At 64.6% G+C, this 26635-nt stretch carries 21 protein-coding genes and 1 pseudogene; 11 read left to right on the forward strand and 11 right to left on the reverse strand.

Annotation, left to right across the window (positions count from 1 at the left end):
- Nucleotides 1-136 precede the first annotated feature (136 nt).
- The 5 genes and pseudogenes from ACVISU_RS16325 (at nt 137) to ACVISU_RS16345 (ending at nt 10938) form a co-directional block, all read left to right on the forward strand.
- Nucleotides 137-1399, forward strand: coding sequence for an efflux RND transporter periplasmic adaptor subunit (locus ACVISU_RS16325; RefSeq protein ID WP_050403447.1), 1263 nt, complete (start codon nt 137-139; stop codon nt 1397-1399).
- 54 nt (nt 1400-1453) lie between these two features.
- Entirely contained in the window at nt 1454-4663 is a 3210-nt protein-coding gene (locus ACVISU_RS16330) for an efflux RND transporter permease subunit (RefSeq protein WP_456707597.1), read from the forward strand.
- Nucleotides 4664-4806: 143 nt separating this feature from the next.
- A complete protein-coding gene (locus tag ACVISU_RS16335; RefSeq protein ID WP_456707598.1) occupies nt 4807-5871 on the forward strand; it encodes an MBL fold metallo-hydrolase in 1065 nt (354 codons plus the stop codon).
- Nucleotides 5872-6053: 182 nt separating this feature from the next.
- A pseudogene (gene hemA, locus ACVISU_RS16340) lies at nt 6054-7284 on the forward strand (5-aminolevulinate synthase).
- 144 nt (nt 7285-7428) lie between these two features.
- Nucleotides 7429-10938, forward strand: coding sequence for a PAS domain-containing hybrid sensor histidine kinase/response regulator (locus ACVISU_RS16345; RefSeq protein WP_456707599.1), 3510 nt, complete (start codon nt 7429-7431; stop codon nt 10936-10938).
- Nucleotides 10939-11230: 292 nt separating this feature from the next.
- Here the strand turns inward: ACVISU_RS16345 and ACVISU_RS16350 are convergent, their stop codons facing one another.
- On the reverse strand, nt 11231-12409 hold the full coding sequence (locus ACVISU_RS16350) for a YncE family protein (RefSeq protein WP_063695502.1): 1179 nt from the start codon (nt 12407-12409) through the stop codon (nt 11231-11233).
- Nucleotides 12410-12567: 158 nt separating this feature from the next.
- Complete coding sequence (locus ACVISU_RS16355; RefSeq protein ID WP_050403130.1) at nt 12568-13242, reverse strand: response regulator; 675 nt, start codon at nt 13240-13242, stop codon at nt 12568-12570.
- A gap of 315 nt (nt 13243-13557) precedes the next feature.
- Between ACVISU_RS16355 and ACVISU_RS16360 the strand changes: the two genes are divergently transcribed.
- Nucleotides 13558-15222, forward strand: coding sequence for an MFS transporter (locus ACVISU_RS16360; protein WP_063270686.1), 1665 nt, complete (start codon nt 13558-13560; stop codon nt 15220-15222).
- A 79-nt stretch (nt 15223-15301) separates the two neighbouring features.
- Here ACVISU_RS16360 and ACVISU_RS16365 read toward each other — a convergent pair whose 3' ends face one another.
- Genes ACVISU_RS16365 through ACVISU_RS16375 form a run of 3 tightly spaced genes read right to left on the reverse strand, consistent with a single transcriptional unit; the run spans nt 15302 to nt 16995 of the window.
- Nucleotides 15302-15775: a secondary thiamine-phosphate synthase enzyme YjbQ gene (locus ACVISU_RS16365; protein WP_456707600.1), complete on the reverse strand. Its 474-nt coding sequence runs from the start codon at nt 15773-15775 to the stop codon at nt 15302-15304.
- A gap of 55 nt (nt 15776-15830) precedes the next feature.
- Entirely contained in the window at nt 15831-16340 is a 510-nt protein-coding gene (locus tag ACVISU_RS16370; protein WP_456707601.1) for a hypothetical protein, read from the reverse strand.
- A 31-nt stretch (nt 16341-16371) separates the two neighbouring features.
- Nucleotides 16372-16995 carry a DsbA family protein gene (locus ACVISU_RS16375; RefSeq protein ID WP_456707602.1) on the reverse strand — a complete coding sequence of 208 codons (624 nt, stop codon included), beginning with the start codon at nt 16993-16995 and terminating at the stop codon, nt 16372-16374.
- Nucleotides 16996-17273: 278 nt separating this feature from the next.
- On the opposite strand from ACVISU_RS16375, the gene ACVISU_RS16380 reads away from it, so the two are divergent.
- The 5 genes from ACVISU_RS16380 (at nt 17274) to ACVISU_RS16400 (ending at nt 19924) form a co-directional block, all read left to right on the forward strand.
- Nucleotides 17274-17645 carry an AtpZ/AtpI family protein gene (locus ACVISU_RS16380; RefSeq protein WP_050403125.1) on the forward strand — a complete coding sequence of 124 codons (372 nt, stop codon included), beginning with the start codon at nt 17274-17276 and terminating at the stop codon, nt 17643-17645.
- Nucleotides 17646-17717: 72 nt separating this feature from the next.
- On the forward strand, nt 17718-18467 hold the full coding sequence (locus tag ACVISU_RS16385; RefSeq protein WP_050403124.1) for a F0F1 ATP synthase subunit A: 750 nt from the start codon (nt 17718-17720) through the stop codon (nt 18465-18467).
- 55 nt (nt 18468-18522) lie between these two features.
- Nucleotides 18523-18753 carry a F0F1 ATP synthase subunit C gene (locus tag ACVISU_RS16390; RefSeq protein WP_016847054.1) on the forward strand — a complete coding sequence of 77 codons (231 nt, stop codon included), beginning with the start codon at nt 18523-18525 and terminating at the stop codon, nt 18751-18753.
- Nucleotides 18754-18868: 115 nt separating this feature from the next.
- Nucleotides 18869-19435 carry a F0F1 ATP synthase subunit B gene (locus ACVISU_RS16395; protein ID WP_050403123.1) on the forward strand — a complete coding sequence of 189 codons (567 nt, stop codon included), beginning with the start codon at nt 18869-18871 and terminating at the stop codon, nt 19433-19435.
- A gap of 3 nt (nt 19436-19438) precedes the next feature.
- Nucleotides 19439-19924: a F0F1 ATP synthase subunit B family protein gene (locus ACVISU_RS16400; protein ID WP_050403122.1), complete on the forward strand. Its 486-nt coding sequence runs from the start codon at nt 19439-19441 to the stop codon at nt 19922-19924.
- A 107-nt stretch (nt 19925-20031) separates the two neighbouring features.
- Here the strand turns inward: ACVISU_RS16400 and ACVISU_RS16405 are convergent, their stop codons facing one another.
- From ACVISU_RS16405 to ACVISU_RS16430, 6 genes are all read right to left on the reverse strand, one after another.
- The gene (locus ACVISU_RS16405) at nt 20032-20679 is read right to left on the reverse strand and encodes a hypothetical protein (protein ID WP_456707603.1); all 648 of its coding nucleotides are present in this window, start codon (nt 20677-20679) and stop codon (nt 20032-20034) included.
- A 129-nt stretch (nt 20680-20808) separates the two neighbouring features.
- Nucleotides 20809-21396 (reverse strand): GNAT family N-acetyltransferase, encoded by a 588-nt coding sequence (locus ACVISU_RS16410; protein WP_021076543.1) that lies wholly within the window; start codon nt 21394-21396, stop codon nt 20809-20811.
- A gap of 59 nt (nt 21397-21455) precedes the next feature.
- Nucleotides 21456-22745 carry a M16 family metallopeptidase gene (locus ACVISU_RS16415; protein WP_050403120.1) on the reverse strand — a complete coding sequence of 430 codons (1290 nt, stop codon included), beginning with the start codon at nt 22743-22745 and terminating at the stop codon, nt 21456-21458.
- Nucleotides 22745-24160: a threonine synthase gene (gene thrC, locus ACVISU_RS16420; RefSeq protein ID WP_456707604.1), complete on the reverse strand. Its 1416-nt coding sequence runs from the start codon at nt 24158-24160 to the stop codon at nt 22745-22747. The genes ACVISU_RS16415 and thrC overlap by 1 nt, the downstream gene beginning before the upstream one ends.
- 1056 nt (nt 24161-25216) lie before the next feature.
- Nucleotides 25217-25843 (reverse strand): glutathione S-transferase family protein, encoded by a 627-nt coding sequence (locus ACVISU_RS16425; RefSeq protein ID WP_456707605.1) that lies wholly within the window; start codon nt 25841-25843, stop codon nt 25217-25219.
- A 154-nt stretch (nt 25844-25997) separates the two neighbouring features.
- A complete protein-coding gene (locus ACVISU_RS16430; protein WP_456707606.1) occupies nt 25998-26591 on the reverse strand; it encodes a GNAT family N-acetyltransferase in 594 nt (197 codons plus the stop codon).
- Nucleotides 26592-26635 lie beyond the last annotated feature (44 nt).

The raw sequence follows: 26635 nt of genomic DNA on the forward strand, positions 1-26635 counted from the left end.
ACGCGGTATTTTTCCTCTCCGGCAATGACAGTGACCAGGCAACACCGCCCCGATGCGCCGCAACGCTCAGCCTGCCGTCGGCGGCACCGGGCCCGGCCGGGTTTCGGGCGACCAGGGAAAGAATGACGGACGTCTCATGGACCAGATCACCGACAACACAAAGGTAGCACGCGAGCCGCTCAACCGACCGGCAGGGCAGCCGCGGAGACGCAGCTGGCGAACCGGCGTCATCGTTGCGGCAATCGCAGTCGCGGTCGGATCGGTCTATTTCGGCTTCGCGCCCCATTTCGCGCCCCATGGAGGCAACAAGGCCGCAGCGGCAGCGCCGCCGGCTCCGCCGGTGACGGTCAGTCAGCCGCTGCAACGCGAGGTCAGCAACCGGATTGACTTCCTCGGCCAGTTCTCCGCGGTCGACCGCGTCGAGCTGCGTGCCCAGGTCGGCGGCACTCTGACCGAGATTCACTTCAAGGACGGCCAGATCGTTCATAAGGGCGATCTTCTGTTCGTCATCGATCCGCGCCCCTACGAAATCAAGCTCGCTCAAGCACAGGCCGCGCTGCAGACAGCAAAAGCCCGCGTCGAACTCGCCAACAATCAGCTGACGCGCGCGACGTCCCTCAAGCGCAGTGATTTCGCGACGCAGGAAACCGTTGATCAGCGTACCAACGAGCAGAACGCATCGCAGGCCGCGGTCGAAGATGCCAAGGCGCGCGTGCGCGACGCTGAGCTTGATCTCGACTATAGCCGCGTGCGGGCGCCCTTTACGGGACGCATCGGCGCGCGGCAGGTTTCGATCGGCAGCCTGATCGCGGGCAGCCGCGCCGCGACCAGTCCGACGACATTGCTGGCGACGCTGGTCTCTCTCGACCCGCTCTATGTCGATTTCGACATGAGCGAATCCGATTTCCTGACATTCTCGCGCGAGCGTGCCCACATTCAGGGGCCGCTTGCCAACAAGGTCCTGATCCGGCTTTCCGACGAGAACGATTTCAAGCGCGACGGAACGCTCGATTTCATCGATAACGCGCTCGATCGCTCCAGCGGCACGATCCGGGCGCGCGCGACGGTACCGAACCCCGATCTGCTCCTGGCGCCCGGTGCGTTTGCACGGCTGCGGGTCGAGATCGCGCCGCCGGCGCCGGCCTTCTTGCTTCCCGATGCCTCGGTCACGCTCGACCAGTCGCAACATCTGGTGATGACCGTCGGCCCCGACTCCGCGGTCAAGCCGAAGATCGTCACGACGGGCGATCTGCGCGGCGGGTTGCGGGTTATCCGGTCGGGCCTCGAGCCCGGTGACCGCGTCGTCATCGACGGCCTGGTACGTGCCATTCCCGGCTCAAAGGTCACGCCGCAGGACGGCACTATTCACTACGACACCAGCGCCGACGGCCGCGGCTAGATCAAAGACCGATAGCAAGACCAGGCGTCGCTTTCCTGACTTCCGGAGCTTCAAATGAGCCACAGCTTCATTGACCGGCCGATCTTCGCAACGGTCCTCAGCGTGTTTGTGACGCTGATCGGTCTCGGCGCGCTCGCGATTCTGCCGATCGCGCAGTACCCGGAGATCGTGCCGCCCACCGTTCAGATCACCACAAGCTATCCCGGCGCCTCCGCCGAAGTGGTCTCGCGCACCGTTGCGACGCCGCTCGAGCAGGAGATCAACGGCGTCGAGAACATGCTCTATATGAACAGTCAGGCGACCGGCGACGGTAAGCTCAGCATAACGGTCACATTCCGGATCGGCACCGATCTCAACGTTGCGCAGATGCTGACGCAGAACCGGGTGCAGGATGCCCTGCCGCGGCTTCCGGAGGACGTGCAGCGGCTCGGCGTGCAGGTCAGGAAGTCGACCCCGAACATCCTGCTCGCCGTGCACCTCTATTCGCCGGATTCTTCACGCGACCTGCTCTACATCTCGAACTACGCGACATTGCATGTGAAGGATGCGCTGGCGCGGTTGCCGGGCGTCGGCGACGTGACGATGCAGGGCGGCCGCGAGTACGCCATGCGCATCTGGCTCGATCCGGACAAGGTGGCGGCCCACAATCTGAACGCAAGTGAGGTGCTGGCCGCACTGCGCGCCCAGAACATCCAGGTATCGGCCGGAATTCTGAACCAGCCACCGGTCGCCTCGAAGCAGGCCTATCAGCTCAACGTGCAGACACTCGGCCGGCTCTCGACGCCGGAGCAGTTCGCCTCCATCGTGCTGAAGTCGGACGGCGAGGGTCGCGTGACGCGGTTGCGCGACGTTGGGCGGGTCGAGATCGGCGCCTCCGATTACGGCTCGACCGCCTTCATGGACCGACAACCCGGGTTGCCACTCCTGATCTTCGCCCAGCCAGGCGCCAATTCGCTGGCCGTCGATAAGGAAGTGCTCGAGGCGATGCAGAAGCTCGGCAAGGAATTCCCGCCGGGCGTCGAATACAAGATCATTTATGACCCGACCATCTTCGTCGGCAAGTCCGTCGATGAGGTGATCAAGACGATCTTCGTTGCGATCCTGCTCGTGGTCGGTGTGGTGTTCCTGTTCCTGCAGAGCTGGCGCGCCGCGATCATTCCGGTGATTGCGATCCCGGTCTCGCTGGTGGGAACGTTCAGCTTTCTGTATCTGCTCGGCATCTCGCTGAACAATCTTTCGCTGTTCGGACTTGTGCTCGCGGTGGGCATCGTGGTCGACGACGCCATCGTCGTCGTGGAAAATGTCGAGCGCAATCTCGAGCGCGGCATGACCCCGGTCGAGGCCGCTCACGTCACCATGACGGAAGTCGGGGGCGCCTTGATCTCGATCGCCCTGACGCTGTGTGCCGTGTTCGTTCCGTCGGCGTTCCTGTCGGGTATCACAGGCCAGTTCTTCCGCCAGTTCGCCGTGACGATCGCGGCGTCCACCCTGATTTCCTGCTTCGTGTCGCTGACCTTGAGCCCCGCCCTCTGCGCTGTGCTGTTCAAGGCGCATGAGCCCGGCCACAAGGCGCAGGGCTCGTGGATCGCCCGGCTGCTGCAGGCAGGATTTGCCCGCTTCAATACCGGCTTCGAATGGCTTTCGACCGGCTATGGACGCCTGACGCGGCGGCTGGTGCAGATCACCGGGGTGGTGCTCGTGATCTATGCGGCGCTGATCGGCCTTGCCGGCTTTCAGTTCGCACGGGCGCCGACCGGCTTCATTCCCGAACAGGACCAGGGCTACCTGATCACGGTGTTGCAGCTGCCGCCCGGCGCGACGCTCGACCGGACCGAAGCGGTCGTGAAGAAAGCGATCGAGATCATTATGTCGACGCCGGGCGTGGAGCATGTTGCGCCGTTTGCGGGTCTCGATGCGACGACCTTCACGATCGCCTCCAACGCCGGAACGATCTTCTCGGGCCTGCCGTCGCTTTACAACCATGAGGTCGACGGCGTGACCGCGGCCAGCGTGCTCGCCGATTTGCGCAAGCGGCTGTCGGTGATCCAGGAGGCCTACGTGCTGACGATCCCGCCGCCGCCGGTGCAGGGCATCGGCAATGCCGGCGGCTTCAAGATGATGCTGCAAGATCGTGCCGGGCTCGGCTCGGAGGCACTCGCCAAGGCGGCGCAGACGCTGGTCGCTGCCGCCAACAAGGATCCGAGCTTCGCGGGGGTCTTCACTCTGTTCGGCACCCGCGCGCCGTCGATCTATGCCGACATCGACCGCGAGCGCGCCGAGAAAGTCGGTCTGACGCCCACCGATGTGTTCAACACCCTGCAGGTCTATCTCGGCTCGCAATATGTCAACGACTTCAACTATCTGGGCCGAACCTACCAGGTGATCGCGCAGGCCGATGGCTCGTTCCGGCAGGACCCGCAGGATGTCGCGCGGCTGAAGGCCCGCAACTCATCAGGCGAGATGGTGCCGATCGGCACCGTAGCGCGGATGAAATCCGAGAACATGGCTTACCGCGTGCCGCGCTACGACCTGTTCCCAGCGGCCGAGGTGATGGGCGTCGCGGCGCCCGGCGTGGCGACCGGCAGCGCGCTGCATCGGATGGAGGAGTTGGCCCATGAAGTTCTGCCGCCCGGCATCGGCTTCGAATGGACCGAGCTTGCCTTTCAACAGCAGCTGCCGGGAACATCATCGTTGCTGGTGTTCGGCGCCGCCGCCCTGTTCGTGTTCCTGGTGCTCGCCGCCCAGTATGAAAGCTGGAATCTGCCGCTTGCGGTCGTGATGATCGTGCCGATGTGCCTGCTCGCCTCCGTGACGGGCCTGCTGTGGCGCGGCATGCCGATCGACGTGCTGGCTCAGATCGGCTTTGTCGTGCTGGTTGGTTTGGCAGCCAAGAACGCGATCCTGATCGTGGAGTTCGCGCGCCAGACCGAGGAGACCGGTGCTAGCCCGGCTGAAGCTGCCGTCACGGCGGCACGCACAAGGTTGCGGCCGATCCTGATGACGTCGCTTGCCTTCATCTTCGGCGTCGCGCCGCTCGTGGTCGCAACAGGCGCCGGCGCGGAGATGCGGCAGTCGCTCGGCACCGCGGTGTTCGCCGGAATGCTCGGCGTGACCGCCTTCGGCCTGCTGTTCACGCCGGCGTTTTACACCGTGGTCCGCAAGTTCGGGCGCAAGCCGCAGCGCGCGGGAACGCACGAAGCCAAGTCTTCGGGTGGTGTGAGCGGACACAGCCATCCCGTGAGGAGCGTGCATCCAGCCGAATGATCCTGTCGCAAGCGATGCCGCGTAAGGCAAAGCGACCAGCGCAATCCGGGCTGCGGAATTCGGGTGCCGTTCGAGCCCATTCTCCGGACGACGATCTGCTTTTTCGGCTGGCGCGACGGGCAATGTGCCGCTAAGCCGGTAGCATGCATACGAAGACCGACAGCCTTCCCTCCTCGGCGGAGGCATTGCGATACCCCTGGGAGAACCATCCCGGCCACGATCAGGTCGTGGAGGTGGCCCCGGGCGTCCTTTGGGCGCGGCTGAAGCTGCCGTTCCGCCTCAACCATGTGAACATCTATCTGCTCGCCGACGGCGACGGCTGGACGATGGTCGATGCCGGCTTCGGCAACGAGGAATCGATCGCGGCCTGGACCACGCTGTTCGAGGGACCGCTGAAGCACGTCAAGGTCAAGCGGCTGATCGTGACGCATTCGCACCCCGACCATGTCGGCCTCGCCGGCTGGATCACCGAGCGGTTCGACTGCCCGCTGTTCATGTCGCAGGTGGAATATCTGCAATCGGTCTATCACCAGAACCGCGGCACCGAAGAACGGCGCAACGCGCAGCGGCTGTTCTTCCGCCGTCACGGCATGGACGAGGACCTGACCGAGAAGCTGCTCGGCCGCGGCCAGGATTACCTGAAGCGCGTGTCGGTGCTGCCGCCGTCCTACCACCGCCTCACCCACGGCGACGAGGTCGTGATCGGCACGCGGCGCTTCAAGGTGATCACCGGCGGCGGACACGCGCTCGACCAGGTGATGCTGTATTGCGCCGCCGACAAGCTGTTCCTGTCCGCCGACCAGGTGCTGAGCAAGATCTCACCCAATGTCAGCGTCTGGGCGGTCGAGCCCGAGCAGAACTCGCTCGGCGAATATTTGGCCTCGCTGGCCAGCCTGACCACCACCCTGCCCTATGACGTGATGGTGCTGCCGGGACATGGCGTGCCGTTCTACGGGCTGAAGACCCGGATCAAGCAGCTCGCCGATCACCACGAGGAGCGCTGCCGGCTGATCGCCGACGCCTGCCGCGAGGTGCCGCAGACCTCCAAGGAACTGGTCCCGGTCGTGTTCCACAAGCACGTGCTGGACGAGCACCAGATGGGTTTCGCCGCCGGCGAACTGGTCGCCCATGTCAACTATATGCTGGTCGAAGGCCGCCTCACGGCCGAGATGCACGCCGACGGGATGCTGCGTTTCAAGACCACCTGAGCCCGCCCGGGCCGTAATACCCCGGGCAATTTGACCGAAATCAAGCCTACTGATCGGCCGCTAGGGCAATTTGCCCAACTGCGACGCATTCCCGGATGTGGGTCAATGCATGGACATTAGAGCTGGAAAAGCTCTAAGAAGAGGCAGCTTTTCCGGTCAGGTTCCGCTTTCTGGGTTCGCCGATGAATTACAGCCAGTTTTTCCAAACCGCCCTCAACCGCCTGCATGACGAGCGGCGCTACCGGGTGTTCGCCGACCTCGAACGGATCGCGGGACGCTTCCCGCACGCGACCTGGCATTCGCCGACGGGCAGCCGCAACGTCGTGATCTGGTGCTCCAACGACTATCTCGGCATGGGCCAGCACCCCAAGGTGGTCGGCGCCATGGTCGAGACCGCGACCCGGGTCGGCACCGGCGCCGGCGGCACCCGCAACATCGCGGGCACCCATCACCCGCTGGTGCAGCTCGAGGCCGAGCTCGCCGATCTCCACGGCAAGGAAGCCTCGCTGCTGTTCACCTCGGGCTATGTCTCGAACCAGACCGGCATCTCGACGCTCGCCAAGCTGATCCCGAACTGCCTGATCCTGTCGGATGCGCTGAACCACAATTCGATGATCGAAGGCGTGCGCCAGGCCGGCTGCGAGCGCCAGATCTTCCGCCACAACGACGTCGCGCATCTCGAAGAGCTTTTGATCGCCGCCGGTCCCGACCGGCCGAAGCTGATCGTCTGCGAGAGCCTTTATTCGATGGACGGCGACGTCGCGCCGCTCGGCAAGATCTGCGATCTCGCCGAGACATACGGCGCCATGACCTATGTCGACGAGGTGCATGCGGTCGGGATGTACGGGCCGCGCGGCGGCGGCATTGCCGAGCGTGATGGCGTGATGCACCGGATCGACGTGCTCGAGGGCACGCTGGCCAAGGCGTTCGGCTGTCTCGGCGGCTACATCGCGGGCCGCGCCGAGATCATCGACGCGGTGCGCTCCTACGCGCCGGGCTTCATCTTCACCACCGCGCTGCCGCCGGCGATCTGCTCGGCCGCGACCGCCGCGATCCGCCATCTGAAGACCTCGAACTGGGAGCGCGAGCGCCACCAGGACCGCGCCGCCCGCACCAAGGCGATCCTGACCGCCGCCGGCCTGCCCTGTCATGTCGAGCGACACCCATATCGTGCCGCTGTTCGTCGGCGATCCCGAGAAGTGCAAGCGCGCCTCCGACCTGCTGCTCGAGGACCACGGCATCTACATCCAGCCGATCAACTATCCGACGGTCGCCAAGGGCACCGAGCGGCTGCGCATCACACCCTCGCCCTACCATGACGACGGCCTGATCGACGCGCTGGCCGAGGCCCTGCTCCAGGTCTGGGACCGGCTCAGCCTGCCGCTGCACCAGAAGCCGCTGGCCGCCGAGTAACCCTATCCGCCTCCAACGGCGAATTTGGGCCGGCCGTGCATCGCGCGGCGGGCCCTTTGCGTTATAATCCTGACACCCGGCCCCTTTGTTTGAGCACGCTTTTCCGGATCATGCCCTAGAGGCCGGGACAGGAGATGAGCAAGGATGCTGCACGACTGGGGCGTTATCGCCACGGCGTTCGCCTACATCGGATTGTTGTTCTTCATTGCCAGCCGCGGCGACCGCACGCCGCCGGACGAGCGCGGCCGTGCCAGCCAGTGGATCTATCCGCTGTCGCTGGCGATCTACTGCACCTCCTGGACCTTCTTCGGCTCGGTCGGCTTCGCCACCCGCACCAGCGTCGACTTCCTGGCGATCTATGTCGGCCCGATCGTGATGATCGGGCTGTGCACGCCGCTGCTCCGCCGCGTCATCGCGCTCGCCAAGTCGCAGAACATCACCTCGATCGCCGACTTCATCGCCGCGCGCTACGGCAAGAGCCAGGCAGTCGCAGCCACCGTGGCGCTGATCGCGATCATCGGCTCGGTGCCCTACATCGCGCTGCAGCTCAAGGCGATGGCCTCGTCACTGGAAACCATCTTGAGCGAGGACCAGGCGTTCTCGAAGATCCCGATCCTCGGCGACATCGCGCTGATGGTGACGCTGGCGATGGCGGTGTTCGCGGTGCTGTTCGGCACCCGCCACACCGATGCGACCGAGCACCAGCACGGGCTGATCCTGGCGATCGCCGCCGAGTCGATCGTCAAGCTGGTCGCCTTCATCGCCGCCGGCGCCTTCGTCACCTTCTGGATGTTCTCCCCGGTCGAGCTCTACGAGCGCGCCCTGAAGACGCCGGAGGCGGTCCGCGCAATCGAATATGTGCCGTCGATCGGCAATTTCCTGATCATGACGCTGCTGTCGTTCTGCGCGGTCATGCTGCTGCCGCGCCAGTTCCACGTCAGCGTGGTCGAGAATTCGACGCCCGGCGAAGTCACCCGGGCGCGATGGCTGTTCCCGCTCTACCTCGTCGTCATCAACCTGTTCGTTATTCCGATCGCGATCGCGGGCCTCGTGATCTTCCCGTTCGGCGCGGTCGACGCCGACATGTTCGTGCTGGCGCTGCCGATCGAGGGCAATTCGCAGCTGCTCAGCCTTGCCGTGTTCGTCGGCGGACTTTCGGCGGCAACCGCGATGGTGATCGTCGAATGCGTCGCGCTGTCGATCATGGTCTCCAACGACATCGTGCTGCCGCTGGTGCTGCCGCGCAGCGACGACATCAGCGCCGGCCAGAAGGACTTCGGCGACTTCCTGCTGAAGGCGCGCCGGTTCTCGATCTTCGCCATCATGGTGATGGCGTACTTCTACTACCGCGCGCTCGGCAACACCCAGCTGGTCGCGATCGGCCTGTTGTCCTTTGCCGCGATCACCCAGCTCGCGCCGGCCTTCTTCGGCGGGCTGTTCTGGCGCCGTGCCACCGCGCGCGGCGCCATGGCGGGCATGCTGGTCGGCTTCGCGACCTGGCTCTACACGCTGTTCATCCCGAGCTTCCTGGAAACCTCGACCGCAGGGTTGATGCTGCTGCAGCACGGACCGTTCGGGATCGAGGCGCTGCGGCCGCAGGCGCTGTTCGGCGCCGACCTGCCGCCGCTGCTGCACGGCGTGCTGTGGAGCCTCGCACTCAACATCCTGACCTATGTGTTGTTCTCGCTGGCGCGCGCGCCGTCCGCGATCGAGTTGTTGCAGGCCGACGTGTTCGTGCCCAACGCGCTGGCCCCGATCGCGCCGAGCTTCCGGCGCTGGCGCACCACGGTGACGGTGCAGGACATCGAGGGCACGGTGAAGCAATATCTCGGCCCCGACCGCACCCGCGAGGCGTTCGCCGCGTTCGCCGTCGACCGCAACATCGTGCTGCAGGCATCGGCGCCGGCCGATTTCGAGCTGCTGCAACACGCCGAGCGGCTGATCGCCTCCTCGATCGGGGCTGCGTCCTCGCGCCTCGTAATGTCGCTGCTGCTGCAACGGCGGACAGTGTCGGCCAAGGCCGCGCTGAAGCTACTCGACGATTCGCACGCCGCGCTGCATTTCAACCGCGAGATCTTGCAGACCGCGCTCAATCACGTGCGCCAGGGCATCGCGGTGTTCGACGCCGACCTGCAGCTGATCTGCTCCAACCGCCAGTTCTCCGAGCTGCTCGCGCTGCCGCCGCATCTGGTGCAACTCGGCATCCCCTTGCCCGAGATCCTCGAGTTCATGGGCGCGATCAGTCCGCCGCAGGCCGGCGACAGCGACAACCTGCTGCAACTGCGGCTGCGCGCCTACACCACCGAGGGCGAGCCCTATCTGGAACGCTTCACCGACCGCCATCTGGTAATCGAGGTCCGCGCCAACCGCATGCCGGGCGGCGGGCTCGTCATCACCTTCTCCGACGTCACGCCGAGCTTCGAGGCCGCGGAGGCGCTGGAGCGCGCCAATGCCACGCTGGAAAAGCGCGTGCGCGACCGTACCGAGGAGCTGACGCGGCTGAACTCGGAGCTCGCGCTCGCCAAGGGCATCGCGGAAGACGCCAACGCCTCCAAGACCCGCTTCCTTGCGGCGGCCAGCCACGACATCCTGCAACCGCTCAACGCGGCACGGCTCTACGTCACGAGCCTGGTCGAACGCCAGAACGGCGGCGAGGATTCGCGCCTGGTCGAGAACATCGACGACTCGCTCGAGGCGATCGAGGACATCCTGGGCGCATTGCTCGATATCTCCAGGCTCGACGCCGGTGCCATGACGCCGGCGATCACGAGCTTCCGGATGGCCGATCTGATGCGCTCGCTGGAGATCGAGTTCATGCCGATCGCGCGTGACAAGGGCCTCGATCTGCGCTTCGTGGCCTGCTCGCTGCCGGTCGAATCCGACCGCTCGCTGCTGCGCCGGCTGTTGCAGAACTTCATCTCGAACGCGATCAAATATACCCCGCGCGGCCGCGTACTGGTCGGCTGCCGCCGCCGCGGCGACGCGCTGCAGATCAGCATCTACGACACCGGCGTCGGGATCCCCGTGCAGAAGCGCGGCGAGATCTTCAAGGAATTCCATCGCCTCGAACAGGGCGCCCGGATCGCCCGCGGCCTTGGTCTTGGCCTGTCGATCGTCGAACGGCTGGCGCGCGTGCTCAACCACCGCATCGCGATCTCCGCCAATGTGAGCGGCGGCTCGGCATTCTCGGTCACCGTGCCGGTCGCAACCGCCGTCAACCATACCGCGGCCGTCACGACGGCGACGCCGCTGTCGAAGACGCCGATGAGCGGCTCGCTGATCGTCTGCATCGAGAACGACCCAGCGATCCTCGACGGCATGAAGACGCTGCTGACGGCGTGGGACGCCGAGGTGATCGCGGTGCTCGATGCCGATGGCGCGATCAGCGCGATCGAGGCCGCCGGCGGCCGCGTCACCGGCGTGCTGGTCGACTATCATCTCGACCGCGGCAACGGCGTCGCCGCGATCCGCGAGATCCGCCGCCGCTTCGGCGACGGCATTCCGGCGATCCTGATCACCGCCGACCGCAGCCCCGCGGTGCGTTTGGCCGCGCGCGAGGAAAACATCGCGGTGCTGAACAAGCCGGTCAAACCGGCCTCGCTGCGCGCGCTGCTCGGGCAGTGGCGCACGCAGCAGATGGTGGCGGCGGAGTAGTGGCAGCGATGCAATCCGGGCGCGCATCTCGCGCTGGAGCGCGATGAGATTAGGTCAAGCTGGATCGGCATCGGAGGTTCACCTCTCCCTTGGGAGAGGTCGATTTGCGCAGCAAATCGGGTGAGGGGTTACGGTCTATCGAAAGCAAGAGCCCTCACCCGGATTGCTTCGCAATCCGACCTCTCCCCAACGGGGAGAGGTGAACCGAGACCGCGGCAAGCCGATTTAACCAAAACTCATCCCGCTTTAGATGATGCGACGAGATTGCATCGCAAGATCATCAAGCGTCGGTTCAGTTCGGCCCCATTCGGGCCGACGCCGGGTGCCCCGGCACCTGAAAGTGCTTGCCGGTGTCGGTGACGTTTGTTCCGTCGACCTTGAGGATCGAGAAGTCCTGGCTGAGGTAGTTCCCGACCAGGATGTATTTTCCGTCAGGCGTGAAGACGGCTGCCTCAGGCAGGCCGCCGACTTCGATATCTCCGGTCTTGATCACTTTCTTGCCGTCGATCTTCAGGACCGAGACGCTGCCGTTCTTTTCATAGAAGAACGCATTCTTCATGTTCGAGCCGCGCAGGATCACTGCGACTGCGAGGTCCCCCTTCGGACTGACGGCAAGCCCCTCCGGTCCATCGCCGACCACCACGCGGTCGATGATGCGCGGCGGCTTCGCTTCGAGGTCGATGACGCTGGTCGTGTCGACGCTGCCGTCCGACGCACCTGCATTGCCATTGTCCGACGTCAACGCGATCTTGCTGTTCGGGGTCACTGCGACGTTGTAAGGCCACTGGCCGGCCGGCAGGTCCATCTTGTTGTAGGTGATCTTGTCTCCGGCGACGTCGAGCACCGATATCTTGTGCGCGGGAAAACGCACGGCCAGTGCGTGCTTGCCGTCTGGCGCGAACGCGACATGCGCGACACTGTCAGGCATCGGTATCGTGTCGGTGACCTTGACGTCAGTGCCGTCGACCGACAATACGCTGATCGAATTGTCGCCGCGGTTGGCGACCAACGCCATCTTGCCGTCGGGACTGAAGCTCAACCCCGATGGCTGCTTTCCGCCCACAATGGTCGCTGCCAGCTTGGGCGGGGTCGCCTTGAGATCGATCACATAGATCTTGTTGTCCGGCACCTGCTTCAGAGCGTCGCCTTCCTTCACCACGTCCACGGAATCCGCGACCAGCGCCACTGTTCCGGTCGGATCGATAGCGACGTTGACCGGGGGGCCGACCACCGAGTTCTTCAATGGGAGAGCAGCCGCAATCTTCGGGTTCTCGGGATCGGCGAGATCGACGATCAGCACCTGATCCTTGCCGGGCGCTGACAGCACCGGCTTGCCATCGTCGTCCCACAACAGCTTCTCGTCGAGGCCGACGATCATCAGCGGCCTGGCCAGAGCGCAGGTGAAAGAGCCGGCACCGAGCAGGATTGCTGTCGCCAGAGACAATCCGGCGGCGCGGGTTACAGAGGTCATGGCGTTCTCCCCAAAAGCACAAGGCCTCTCACGGGCCGATGCCGGGCAGAATACCCGGTTTTCGACCGATGCACACTCAACAGGGGAACTAGATGGCGTCGCGGCCGCCGGCGGTTCATGTCACCCGTCGGCTCGCAATGCCGCCGAGTTGGCAGGGATTACGTCGAAGGCGTGCCCTGCCGCCATTGGCCGCCGGCGATCTTGGCGGCGGCGATCACGGCTTGCGTCCGGCTTTCGACGCCGAGCTTCTGCAGGATGGCCGAAACATGAGCCTTGATGGTCGCTTCGGAGACGCCGAGCTCGTAGGCGATCTGCTTGTTGAGCAACCCCTCGGACAGCATCATCAGCACCCGCACCTGCTGCGGGGTCAGCGTCACCAGACGGTCGCGCAGCCGCGTCATGTCGGGATCGCCGGCCGCCGACAAATCGGTGTCCGGCGGAACCCAGACGTCGCCCTCCATCACCTTCATGATGGCGTCACGCAGGGTGTCGACGCCGAAGCGCTTGGGGATGAAACCGGAGGCGCCGAAATCGAGCGAGCGGCGGATGGTTCCGGCATCGTCGCTGGCGGACACGATGACCACCGGAATCGCCGGATATTGCGCCCGCAGATAGATCAGGCCGGAGAAACCGCTGATCCCCGGCATGCTCAAATCGAGCAGGATCAGGTCGACCTCGGAGTCGCGTTCCAACAGGGCGGTCAGGTCCTCGAACGATCCGGCCTCGCTGATCGTGGCTGAACTCACGACGCTGGACACCGCCTGACGCAACGCATCCCGGAACAGCGGATGGTCGTCGGCGATGACAAGATGAGTATTGGCAGCAGCAGTCATCTCAGTCCCACAAGCGTGCCTCGGGAAGCCCACGCCGTTCGGTTGTCACCCGCGCGGCAGTACCACGCAAGCTCTTGATAATACCAGATGCCAACGCAGTTAACCCGCCGAGCTTGTGCGCCGCAATAGACGCACGCGGGGGCGTTCCATCCGGCCCTCGCCTCTCAAGATAGGTTCAAGCGTGCAAAAGCCAAAAGTCTTATTGGGGCGGGTTTCACTGCGATGTTACCCTCGACTTAAGCCTAAGGCCCGTTCGGGCTTAACCCGCCAGCCGGGGGCGAGCATGGCAACAATAATTCGGGGGGAGCAATCCAGATGTCCACTATGACTGCAACTTCGGCACGGCCCGCCGGCATGACAAAGGATGAGCGGTTCGTCATCCTGGCGTCGTCGCTCGGCACCGTGTTCGAGTGGTACGACTTCTATCTCTACGGTTCGCTGGCCGGCATCATCGGCGCGCAGTTCTTCTCCGATTATCCGCCGGCGACGCGTGACATCTTCGCGTTGCTGGCCTTTGCCGCGGGCTTCCTGGTGCGCCCGTTCGGCGCCATCGTGTTCGGCCGGGTCGGCGACATCGTCGGCCGCAAATACACCTTTCTCGTCACGATCCTGATCATGGGTCTGTCGACCTTCATCGTCGGCCTGTTGCCCAGCGCCAAGACCATCGGCATCGCAGCACCGATCATCCTGATCTCGCTGCGCCTGTTGCAGGGCCTCGCCCTCGGCGGTGAGTATGGCGGCGCGGCGACCTACGTCGCCGAGCATGCCCCGCAGGGCAAGCGCGGCTACTACACCTCGTTCATCCAGACCACGGCAACGCTCGGACTGTTCCTGTCGCTGCTCGTGATCCTGTTCACCCGCACCTTCACCGGCGAGAAGGACTTCGCCGATTGGGGCTGGCGCATTCCGTTCCTGGTGTCGGTGCTGCTGCTCGGCATCTCGGTCTGGATCCGTCTGCGGCTGAACGAATCGCCGGTGTTCCAGCGGATGAAGGAGGAAGGCAAGACCTCCAAGGCGCCGCTGACCGAAGCGTTCGCCAACTGGGCCAACGCCAAGATCGTGATCCTCGCACTGCTCGGCCTCACCATGGGCCAGGCGGTGATCTGGTACACGGGCCAGTTCTACGCGCTGTTCTTCCTGCAATCGATCCTGAAGGTCGACGGCTACACCGCCAACCTCCTGATCGCCTGGGCGCTGCTACTCGGCACCGGCTTCTTCCTGGTGTTCGGCGCGCTGTCGGACAAGATCGGCCGCAAGCCGATCATCCTGGCAGGCTGCCTGATCGGCGCACTGACCCTGTTCCCGATCTTCAAAATGATCACGACCAACGCCAACCCGGCGCTGGAGAAGGCCTATGAGACGGTCAAGGTGCAGGTCGTGGCCGATCCCGCCGGTTGCGGCGATCTGTTCAACCCGGTCGGCACCCGCGTCTTCACGGCGCCCTGCGACACCGCCCGCGCCTTCCTCGCCCAGTCGTCGGTGAAGTACTCCACCGTACCGGGCCCGGCCGGGTCGCCGGTGAAGGTCACCGTCAACGACAAGGAAGTGCCGTACACGGACGCCAAGACGTCGAACCCCGCGATCCTCGCCGCGGTGCAGGCGGCGGGCTATCCGAAGCCGGGTGACGCCGGCATCGTGAAGATGTCGAACCCGTTCGACGTCTTCCGTCCGCAGGTCGCAGCGATCATCGGGCTGCTGTTCATCCTGGTGCTCTACGTCACCATGGTCTACGGCCCGATCGCCGCGATGCTGGTCGAACTGTTCCCGACCCGCATCCGCTACACCTCGATGTCGCTGCCCTACCACATCGGCAACGGCTGGTTCGGTGGCTTGCTCCCGGCGACCGCGTTCGCGATCACCGCCTCGACCGGCGATATCTACTCCGGTCTCTGGTACCCGATCATCTTCGCGGCGATCACCGTCGTGGTCGGCGCGCTGTTCATTCCGGAAACCAAGGACGTCGACATCACCAAGACCTGATCGTCGACACCGCAATCAAAATGCATCGGCCGCGGAGCGATCCGCGGCCGATATCATTTTGAGTGTCAAATCGAACGCGTCAGCGCGTGGCACCGATGAATTGCAGCACGATCTCGCGTCGGTGCGCTCTGGCACGATGCTCGATCAGATAGATGCCCTGCCAGGTGCCGAGCGCCATCTCGCCGTCGAGCACCGGGACCTGCAGCGAGGTCGCCGTCAGCATGGTCTTGATGTGCGCCGCCATGTCGTCGGGACCTTCGGTGTCGTGACGCCAGCCACCGTCTTCGGGCGCTGTGCGATCGAGCGCCGTCATCAGGTCGACCAGCACCGTCGGATCGGCGTTCTCCTGGATCGTCAGCGAGGCCGAGGTGTGACGGATGAACAGCGTCACCGCACCCTCGCCGGCGCGCACGTCGCGCAGGAATTTTGCGACCTCGCGCGTGATGTCGGTGAAGCCTGCGCCAAGCGTTTCGACCGTCAGGCGCGAGCTGACGATGGTGGAGGCCGAGACGGCGGACAGCGCCGAGCGGGACACTTGTTTCGATGAATTCATCTGGCTCTCTACACGTCATCCCGGCGAAGGCCGGGACGACATTGCGCAAGCAAAATCAAATCTTGCCGCCATTGACGTCGCGCTGCACGCGGTTGGCCATCTCGATCAGCCGCCGCCAGGCCCGCTCGACGAACGACATCATGCGATCCATGTCGCGGTCGCTCGGCAGCGGAATCTCGATCTTGCGCTCGCCCTCTGCGACCTTCGGCTCCGGCTTCTTCAGCTGATCCGATTTCGGCAGCGCCTCGTCGGTCTTGGCCGATGGCGCGCGCGCGGCGAGCTCGCCTTTGAGCCGGTCATTGTCGGTTTGCAGGCGCCCGATCTCGGCATCCAGCGCCGCCCGCTCGTCGGGCACCATGTAACAGGCCCAGCCGGCGCTGGAATTGGTGCAGGTCGAGACCGCACCGGTGCGGGTGTCGAGCCGCAGGAAGCCATCGCCGGCCGGCGACAGCGCGTAGCGGCCGTTCTCGGAATCGGGCGCAGATTGCGCGAGCGCCGCGCCGCTTGAGATCAGGATGGCAACAATTGCGATGGACAATTTCGAGGACGACATCGCGATGGGCATGGCTTGCTCCGCCTCAACCTGATTCCTGCCCCTAGACCACAGAGCTATAGGGCTTGCGACCTGACTTCAACGCGTCCTCGAGCAATTCGATCCGATCCTGCCCCCAGAACACCTCGCCATCGAGCACATAGCCGGGCGAGCCGAACACGCCCGCGTCCAATGCAGCCTGGCGATTCTGCTCATAGGCCGCGCTGATCGCATCAGAGGCGGAGCGCTCCACCACCTGCCGGCCGGGCAAGCCGGCATCGTCGGCGAGCTTCACCAGCGTCGCAGCGTCGGCAAGGTTGAGCTCATTCTCCCATACCGCAGGATAGGCCCGTTGCAAGAATGGCTCGGGATCGAGCCCGGCCTCGAGCAGCGCAATCACGACGCCGTCGGCAAGCCGCCCATTGAACGGCCAATTGGCCGGCTGCAGGTGAAAATTCAGCCCGCGCTTGTCGCGCCAGCGCTGCAACTCGATCATCCGGTAGCGCTGTCGCACCGGATGGCGCTGGGCGAGCGGCAGCCCACCGGTCTCCGAGAACAGATCGACCAGCAGCACGGGCCGGTAATTTACCTTGAGATCGTAAGCATTTACGAGCCGAACGAAGGGCTTGTGACCGATATAGGCCCAAGGTGATTGCAGCGAGAAGTAGTAATCGATCTGGCGTGGCATACGGAACCTTGACTGCACGAGGAGGATAAGAACTTTCGGCGATCCCAGCAGAGCGGGAAATGCCAGACAACATCGCTTCACAGCATACCTAGCTGCTGCACTGCGAACACTGCGTCACTCTGACCTTGAATATCTCCAAATAAAACCAGCAGAATCAAAGCAATAAGCGGTTACGACGCAATCTTGACTTGATTAGACTCGGTAAGTATGGTCCGCGCGGCTTTTGACGGGGACGGGCGCAATTTCCATCATCCGCGGCATCGGTTAGTGTTTGCAGCATGGCTGAGAACACCAACGACGGCGCAGATGGAAGTCGCGATCAATCGCCTCCCGACGAAGCTGCGCTTTCCGCAAGGCTCGGAAGTCTCGATCATCGGTTGTCAGAAATTCGCGACAGCCGCAGGAGCAAGACTGATCAATCCGGTACTGAAAGCGGGGACAGTGCCGCCAGAGCTTCGGCAATGGCGCTCGGTTTTCGTCTTTCCTCGGAGCTGATCGCGGGCGTTGCCGTCGGAGCGGCGATTGGCTGGGGATTCGACCGTTTGCTGTCGACGTCGCCATTCGGCTTCATCGTGTTGACGCTGCTCGGCTTCGTTGCCGGCGTGGTCAACGTGGTGAGGTCCGCGGGCGTGGCCTCGGGCAAGCGCTGAGCGCTGGCGGGAAGTCACGACATTTGAAATTCGATTACCGGCACGATGGCCGGTGGACCAAGAGCCGCGCGGATGAAAATCGACCCGATCCACCAGTTCAATATCGAGCCCCTCTTCACGCTCGGCCACATCGGCAATCACACGATCGCCTTCACCAATTCGTCGCTCTTCATGCTCATCGCGGTGCTGCTGATCGCGCTCTTGATGCTGGCGAGCGGCCGGGAACTGGTTCCGGGCCGCCTGCAGTCGGTCGCCGAAATCTCCTACGAATTCGTCGCGTCGACGATTCGCAGCACGGCCGGCTCGGAAGGCATGAAGTTCTTCCCGCTGATCTTCTCGCTCTTCATGTTCCTGTGCGTTTCGAACCTGGTCGGCGTGATCCCCTACACATTCACGATCGCGAGCCACCTGATCGTCACCGCGGCGCTGGCACTGCTGGTGTTCTTCACGGTGCTGATCTACGGCCTCTACAAGAACGGCCTGAAATTCTTCAGCATCTTCGTTCCCCACGGCGTTCCGATCTACATCCTGCCGCTGGTCATGTTCATCGAGGTCCTGTCGTTCTTCCTGCGGCCGGTCTCGCACAGCGTTCGCCTGTTCGCCAATATGCTGGCCGGCCACATCGCGCTGAAGGTGTTCGCGGGCTTCGTCGCGATGCTCGGCTTCTCGCTCGGCGCGCTCGGCTGGTTCGGCGGCGTGCTGCCGCTCGCGCTCACGATCGCGCTGTATGCGCTCGAACTGCTGGTCGCATTCCTGCAGGCCTACGTGTTCGCGATCCTGACCTGCATCTACCTCAACGACGCCATTCATCCGGGACACTAAGCGGTCCGGGGAATCTCCACCCACCAATCTGTCTATCTTTCTCAAGGAGCTACAAATGGAACCGGCAGCAGCAAAACTTATCGGCGCGGGCATCGCGTGCATCGGCATGGGCGGTGCGGGCGTCGGCGTGGGCATCATCTTCGGCAACTACCTCGCCGCTGCGGTGCGTAACCCCTCGGCCGCTCAGGGCCAGTTCGGCAACCTGATCTTCGGCTTCGCCGTGACCGAAGCGCTCGGCATCTTCTCGCTGCTGATCGCGCTGCTCCTGCTGTTCGTTCCGCTCTGAGCGGCACCCCGGTTCCGCTTTCGCGGCAACCCGGTTCCGCTCTCGCGGTAACCTCTTCGCGCCGCCCCCAAAGTCATCTCGAGGGCGGCGCGCATGACAGCAACAGGAGAACACCATGGCTGAGAGTCATGGCGAGGCAAAAGGCCAGAAAGCCGGCGCCCACACCGAGGCCGATGGCGGACATCACGGCGGAGCCTTTCCGCCGTTCGATTCCTCCAATTTCGCTTCGCAGCTGGTGTCGCTGGCGATTGCATTTGTCGCGCTCTATCTGATCGTGTCGCGTATCGCACTGCCGCGCGTCGGCGGGACGATCGATGCACGCCAGAACAAGATCGAGGGCGATCTGGCCGAGGCGCAGAAGCTGAAGGACGAGTCCGACGCGGCGCTGAAGGCCTATGAAACCGAGCTGGCGAATGCGCGTGCCAACGCGCAGGCGATCGGCAACGAGACCCGCGAGAAGCTGAACGCGGCCTCGGAAGCCGAGCGCAAGGCTCTGGAAGAGAAGCTGGCGGCCAAGCTCGCCGACGCCGAGAAGCAGATCGCAACGACGAGGACCAACGCCATGAGCAACGTCCGCGGCATCGCGGCGGATGCGGCCGGCGCCATCGTCCAGCAACTTGCCGGCGTCACGCCGGACGCGAATGCGGTCAACAGCGCCGTCGACGCGTCGCTGAAGGGATAGACGATGTTTTACGAACCGGAAACCTGGGTTGCGATCGCCTTCGTCCTTCTGCTGGTCGTATTCGGCTATCTCGGCGTCCATCGCACCCTGCTGACGGCGCTCGACCATCGTGCCGAGCGCATCAAGGCCGAGCTGGATGACGCCCGCCGTCTGAAGGACGAGGCCAACAAGCTGCTCGGCGAGTACAAGGCGCGCCGCGCCAGCGCGGAGCGCGAAGCCGCCGACATCATCTCCAGCGCCAAGGCCGAAGCCGAGCGGATTGCGGCCGAAGCCAAGACCAAGATGGAAGATTTTGTCGCCCGGCGAACCAAGACCGCCGAGAGCAAGATCGCCCAGGCCGAGGCGCAGGCCGTGGCCGATGTGCGCGCCGCCGCGGCCAACGCCGCCGTGACCGCCGCCTCGACCATCCTGTCGCAGTCGGTCAAGGGCTCGGTTGCCGACGACCTCGTCGGCAAGGGCATCGCCGAAGTCCGCTCCAAGCTGAACTGACGCGATCACACTTCCTTCCGGAAAAGGCCGGCGCGAGATCATCGCGCCGGCCTTTTTCTTTGTTCCTGCCGCTTCTTGTTCTACCGGCCCCGTCACGGCCGCCGCCGCTACTTCTTTTTGCGCGGCGCGCGAGCCTTGGGCTCCGGCTTCAGCGCCTGCGGATCGAAGCCGATATAGAAGATGTAGTCGTCGTTCTCCGCGGCCGACGGCGCTGGATAGACCACATCCTCGGCAACCAGGCTGAACGGCACGCTGCCGCTGTCGTCCATCTGCACCGTGGTGGTGTAGGCCTTGGTGGCGATGGTCTTCTCGCCGACGCCGCCCTTCACCACGGCGACGCGCAGCGGCACCTGGATGGTCGGCGGCGCGCCCGAGGGGCCGACAATCACCCGCCCCTGGATACCGATCTTGGCCGTGATCTGGCCGCTGTTCAGATCGCATTGCCGCGCCGTGCGCGTGATCGAGGCCAGGAACTTGACATCGTTGCCGACCGCCTCCTTGCCGTCCACGGCCACCGAATAGGTCGAGGCGCCGGAGCGGATCTGCACCGGCGGACAGGTCAGCTGGGCGTCGGCGTCGTTGAGCTGCTGCGGCGCTGCCGGTGTCGCCGGCTTCGCATCGGACGAACCGCCGCCGAACAGGCTCTTGAAACGGTCGCTCAGCGACTGCGCCGAGCCGGCCTCCGGCAGCAGGGTGGCACCGAGACCGATCGATATCGCCGCCGCGAGCGCCAACCTGATCACCCTGTCACCCATTCAATATCCTCAACTCTCCAAACACGGTTCCCCGTTTCGCGGGCGTTATAGCAAGCCAATGGCGGCGAACCCAAGGCGCCTAAAGGGCGCCGGGCGCCGCCGCCCGCCATCGGCCGATAGGCTCAAGATTCAGCCACGGAAATCCTCGTGCAGCAGACCGAACAGCAAATGGTCCTGCCAGATCCCGTTGATGCAGAGATAGCGCCGCGCCAGGCCCTCGCGGGTGAAGCCGCACTTCTCCAGCACGCGGATCGACGACGCATTGGAGGGAATGCAGGCCGCCTCGATGCGATGCAGGTTGAGCTCGCCGAACAGCGAGGGCAGCAGCACCCGCAGCGCCGTCGTCATGTAGCCGCGATGGGCGTGCGGCAGGCCGACCCAGTAGCCGATCGTGCCGGCCTGCACGATGCCGCGACGGACATTGGCGAGCGTGATACCGCCGATCATCACCCCGTCCGATTCGCGGAAGATGATGAACGGATAGGACCGATCGGCGGCGATATCCTCGCTGTAGCGGCGCAAGCGGCGGCGGAAGCCGGCGCGGGTCAGGTCGTCGGACGGCCAGATCGGCTCCCATGGCGTGAGATACGCGCGGCTGAACTCGCGCAATTGCGCCCATTGCGGGAAATCCGACATTTGCGGCGCACGCAGCAAAAGCCCGTGACCCCGCGGCATCAGTGCGGCCGGTCCACCAGACGGCAAACGAAACAGGGCCATGGCCCAACACTCCCCCGCCCATTCGGGCGTGACACCCTGCCCGCGAGCCTTGCGGCTCCCTAGTGCAGCAGCGTCTTTGCCTTCGACTTCGTCAATCCTTCCGCAAAAGACACTGCCGTGTCCAGACCTCTTCCGCTGCCGAGTGCAACGACGGCAGGCCGGCTACGCGACAGCAGCGCGCGGGCGGCGTCGCGGCTCGATTCGACGCTGACCGCGTCGATCCGTGCCACCAGTTCTTCCACCGTCTGCGGCCTGCCATAGGCTAGCACATGGCGCGCCAGCTGCTCGGCCCGGGATGAGCAGCTTTCCAGCGCCATCAACAGGCCGGCCTTCATCTGCGCCTTGGCGCGGGCGACCTCGGCCTCGGTCAGGGTCTCCACCGCGTCATTGATGACGTCGACGATGACTTCCATCATTTCCGGCGCGTCGGCGGGATCGGTCCCGGTATAGAGGCCGAAGAAGCCGGTGTCGGTATAGGGCGCGTGGAAGGTGTAGATCGAATAGCACAGCCCGCGCTTCTCGCGCACCTCCTGGAACAGCCGCGACGACATCCCGCCGCCGAGCGTGTTGGTGAAGACCTGCAGCGAGAACAGCGACAGGTCGGTCTGCGGCACGCCCTCGAGCGCCAGGGTCAGATGCGCCTGCTCGAGATCGCGATGCACCACCCGCGAGCCGCCCTTGCCGAACATTGCGGTCTGCGGCTTCGGCGCCGGCGTGGCGTCGAAGCTGGCGAATTTCTCGGCAACGTCCTCCACGACCCGCTTGTGATCGACGGCGCCGGCGGCGGCGACCACCATGTCCGGGGCGCGGTAATGCGTCGACAGATAGCCGCGCAGCGTGTCGCGGTTGAAGGCCTTCAGCGTCTTGGCGGTGCCGAGCAGCGAGCGCCCCATCGGCTGGTCCGGATAGCAGAGCTCGTTGAGATGCTCGAACACGACATCGTCGGGGGTATCCTGCGCTGCACCGATCTCCTGCACGATGACGCTCTTCTCGCGCTCCAGCTCGTCCGGCACGAAGGACGGATTGGCGAGGATGTCGGACAGCACGTCGAGCGCCAGCGGCACGTCCGCCTTCATCACCCGCGCGTAATAGGCCGTGGTCTCGGTCGAGGTCCCGGCATTGAGGTCGCCGCCGACCGCCTCGATCTCCTCGACGATCTCGCGCGAGGAGCGCCGCGCGGTGCCCTTGAACGCCATGTGCTCGAGGAGATGCGAGATGCCGTGCTCGTTCGGCTTCTCGTCGCGCCCGCCGACGCCGGCCCAGACCCCGAGCGCCGCGGTCTCCAGATGCGGCATGGTGTCGGTGACGATGGTCAGTCCGCTCGGCAGCTTGGTGATTTCAACGCTCATCAGGCAACTCCCTGCTTGGCGGCACGGCTGACCGACAGCACGAAGCGCTCAACCTCGGCGGCATCATTCTTCATGACCGTGATGTGTTCGGATTTCGTCATCAGGCTTCCGAGCCAGGCCGGCAGCTGCGGACGCACGCCGCAGGCGGCTTCGACCGCATCGGGGAATTTGGCGGCATGCGCGGTCGACAGCACGATGTTCGGGATCCTTGAATCCGAGGTGTCGCGGTCGGCGACCGCGAGCGCCACCGCGGTGTGCGGATCGACCAGATCGCCGGCCTCGCGCCAGGCGGCGCGGATCGCGGCCGCGGTCTCGGTCTCGTCGGCGCGGCCGGCGTCGAAATCACGGCGCACCGCGGCCAGCGTCGCATCCGGCAGCACGAAGCGGCCGGACTGCTTCAGCGAAGCCATCAGGCGGCGAACCTGATCGGCGTCGCGGCCGCTGGCCTCGAACAGCAGCCGCTCGAAATTCGAGGACACCTGGATGTCCATCGACGGGGAGGCCGTGGCGTGCACCTCGCGCACCTCGTAATTGCCGGTCTTCAGCGTGCGCGGCAGGATGTCGTTGACGTTGGCGGCAATCCGCAGCCAGCGGATCGGCAGCCCCATGCGCTTGGCCACATAGCCCGCGAAGATGTCGCCGAAATTGCCGGTCGGCACTGTGAAGTCCACCGTCCGCTGCGGTGCGCCGAGCGCAACCGCCGAGGTGAAATAATAGACCACCTGCGCCACGATGCGCGCCCAGTTGATCGAGTTGACGCCCGACAGCGCCACCTGGTCGCGGAAGCGATGGTTGTTGAACATCTCCTTCACCAGCGCCTGGCAATCGTCGAACGTGCCTTCGATCGCGAGCGCATGGACGTTGGCAGCGCCGGTCGTCGTCATCATGCGGCGCTGCACTTCGGAGATGCGCCCGTTCGGGAACAGCACCACGAGGTCGACATTGTCGAGATTGGCAAACGCCTCGACCGCGGCGCCGCCGGTATCGCCCGAGGTCGCGACCACGATGGTGGTGCGCTGCGCGCGCTTGGCCAGCACGTGATCCATCAGCCGCGAGATCAGCTGCATCGCGACGTCCTTGAACGCCAGGGTCGGCCCGTGGAACAGCTCGAGCAGGAACTGGTTCGGCCCGGCCTGATCGAGCGGCACCACGGCGGGATGGCGGAAGGTGGCATAGGCCTCGTTCGCCATGCGGCCGAGCTCGGCGTCGGAAATCTCGCCGGCGACGAACGGCCGGATGATCTCGACCGCGACCTCCCAATAGGGCCGGCCGAAGAAGGCTGCGATGGTCTCGGGCGAGAGTTGCGGCCAGGTCTCGGGCACGTAGAGCCCGCCGTCGCGGGCAAGCCCGGTCAGCATCACATCGCAGAAGCCAAGCATCGGGGCCTCACCCCTGGTCGAAATATACCGCGTCAAACCGCCCTCCAAAGGCTTCGATCCGAGCCTTAAGCCTTTGATATCATGGAATTATCGAGTTCGCCGCATGCGAACCGAATGGTTCACCATAGAAGATCGGACCAGCAATGGGTAGCCCGAAGCGTCGGACGCGGCGTCGCGCGGAGGGGCGGATAGTGTTGTCTGCGAATTGACCACCGTCCACACCGCCTGCTCGGTGTCATCGCCCGTCTCGATGTGCGGACCGGGCGATCCAGTATTCCAGAGGCGGGCGTGCTTGAGTCGATAAGCCGCGGCGTACTGGATCGCCCGGTCGAACCGGACGATGACAGTTGTGGTAGGATATAGCTTCGCACTCTCGCGACATGAATCGTCCGAGTTTTGCTGTTCGTTCCGCCCTCTCTTGCAGAGGGCGCAGGGAAAGCCGGGTGCCGATCGCACCCATGGGCCCCGTGCAATAGGTAGAAAGCACGGGGGGTAGGACCACAGGTGTAACCGGAGCAATCCGGCTTTCCCTGCGCGATGGGCTACGGCTTACTTCGTGCTCTCCCCGGCGAGACTTGGCTTGCTTGTCACCGTCTTCGCAACGCGCGACCTGCGCAATCGGAAGAGACACCTGCCGTTAGGGCGTCAGGACCACACGACTTCACCGTCCGCTTCATGCGCATTCGTCAGTCGCGCAATCCGCGTCCACCGCATCTCGACCCGCGTTCGTGACGACCGCGAAGCGCCCCTCGATCGGGCGAGACGGGCGGACCATACACTGTGTCGCACTTCGGATAAAGCGAAATATTTTTCACGACGGGGCTTGCGCCGTCGGGCAACTCAGTGGCACGCGCGCGTGAGAGACGTACCGACGGCAGGGTTCCCTCTCCCCTTGCGGGAGAGGGTTAGGGAGAGGGGTGCCACACGACGCGCTCTCTCCGTATCCGTCACGGCGACAAGCGAGCAAGTTGCGAGGATTGTACCTTCATCGATCATCTCGCCCGGAGCCACCCCTCTCCCCACCCTCTCCCACAAGGGGAGAGGGAACCTGAGAACGTGCTCACCTAACGCTCGCGCGAGACGTCACCGTCTCTAACCGGTCGGCGGCGCCAGCGGCTGCACGATCTCCTGGAATGCCGGCAGCGCTTCGCAGCGCGCGGCGTGGGCCTTGAGCGCCGGATAGCGTGCGTCGAACAGATGCGGATGCGCCTGGCCGGTGAAGCGCAGCGCGCAGGCGACCGCGATGTCGGCATGGCCGATGCGATCGCCCAGCCAATAAGGCGACGGCACCGCGGCACGCTCCCGCTCCAGCACCGCGAGCACGCCCGCAATCTGCGCCTCGCAGCGCTCGACCCAGAGTTTCAGTTGCTCCTTGCGCAGCACACGCTCATAGACGAGGCTCACCGCCTTGTCGGCGAGCCCGGTCGCGAGCGCCGTGATGCGCAGATGCCTGCGCCGCTCGGGCCCCGAGCGCTCGATCATCGCCCGCTCCGGCCCGACCAGTTCGTCGAGGTAATCCAGGATCGCACTGCTCTCGATCAGCGCTTCGCCATCATCGAGCACCAGCGTCGGCACCCGCCGCAGCGGATTGTAGGCCGCAACCTTCTCCGCATCGCCAAAGGTCGACCACGGTCTGTGCTCGAACGGCAATCCATAGAGCCGCAGCGCAATCGCGGTGCGGCGGACAAAGGGCGAGTCGTATTGGCCGATCAGGAACATCCGTCATCTCGAAGGTCATGCCGCGGCCGAGCGCGCCTTGAAAGCAGGCGTTCGAAGTGTGGCGGCTACGCCGGGGTCAGCGGTTGCGCTTTGCACCATCCTAGATGGCTCGCGCTGTGTTGCAACCGGATCATGATCCGGTCTGCATCATGAGCTATCCAATCACCGGCACATGCCTCGCCGCATCGCGCGGCAATCTGCCATCGAGCCTTGGATCATCCGCCACCTCGATCTGTCGCAGGAACGGGCGGAAGCCGGAGCGCTGGTAGAACGCGATCGCGGAGGGATGGTCGAAGGTGCAGGTGTGCACCCAAAAACGGTTGATGTCGCGCGACCAGGCGATCTGCTGCGCGCGGTTCATCAGGAAGCGCGCGGCGCCGGTGCCGATGAATTTTGCGGTGACGCCGAAATAGAGCAGCTGGCATTCGTCCGGCTCGCTGAAATCGAGCTCGAGCAGGCCTTCATCATGGCCGTCCACAGCCAGTCCGTAGAGCTCGATGCCGGGCCCGTGGATCCGCGACGCAAGATCGGAATCTTCGAGCCCGGTGCGGGTGAACCACAGCCACTCTTCGCCGACGCGGCGATAGAGATCGCGATACCAGTCGAGCGCCGGCGGCTCGACCTTGCGCAGGCGCCACGCGCCGGGCGGATCGTCGCGAAGCGGTGGACGTTGCATCATCTCCAGATGCGTGACGACGGCGGCGATCTTGCCGGGAGGGATGTCGGAGTAGCCGTCGGTCAGTGTCATCACGCAATCTCGGTTTTCATATTGCTCGTCGGAAATATCCGCAT

It is taken from the genome of Bradyrhizobium sp. USDA 4452, assembly GCF_054063575.1.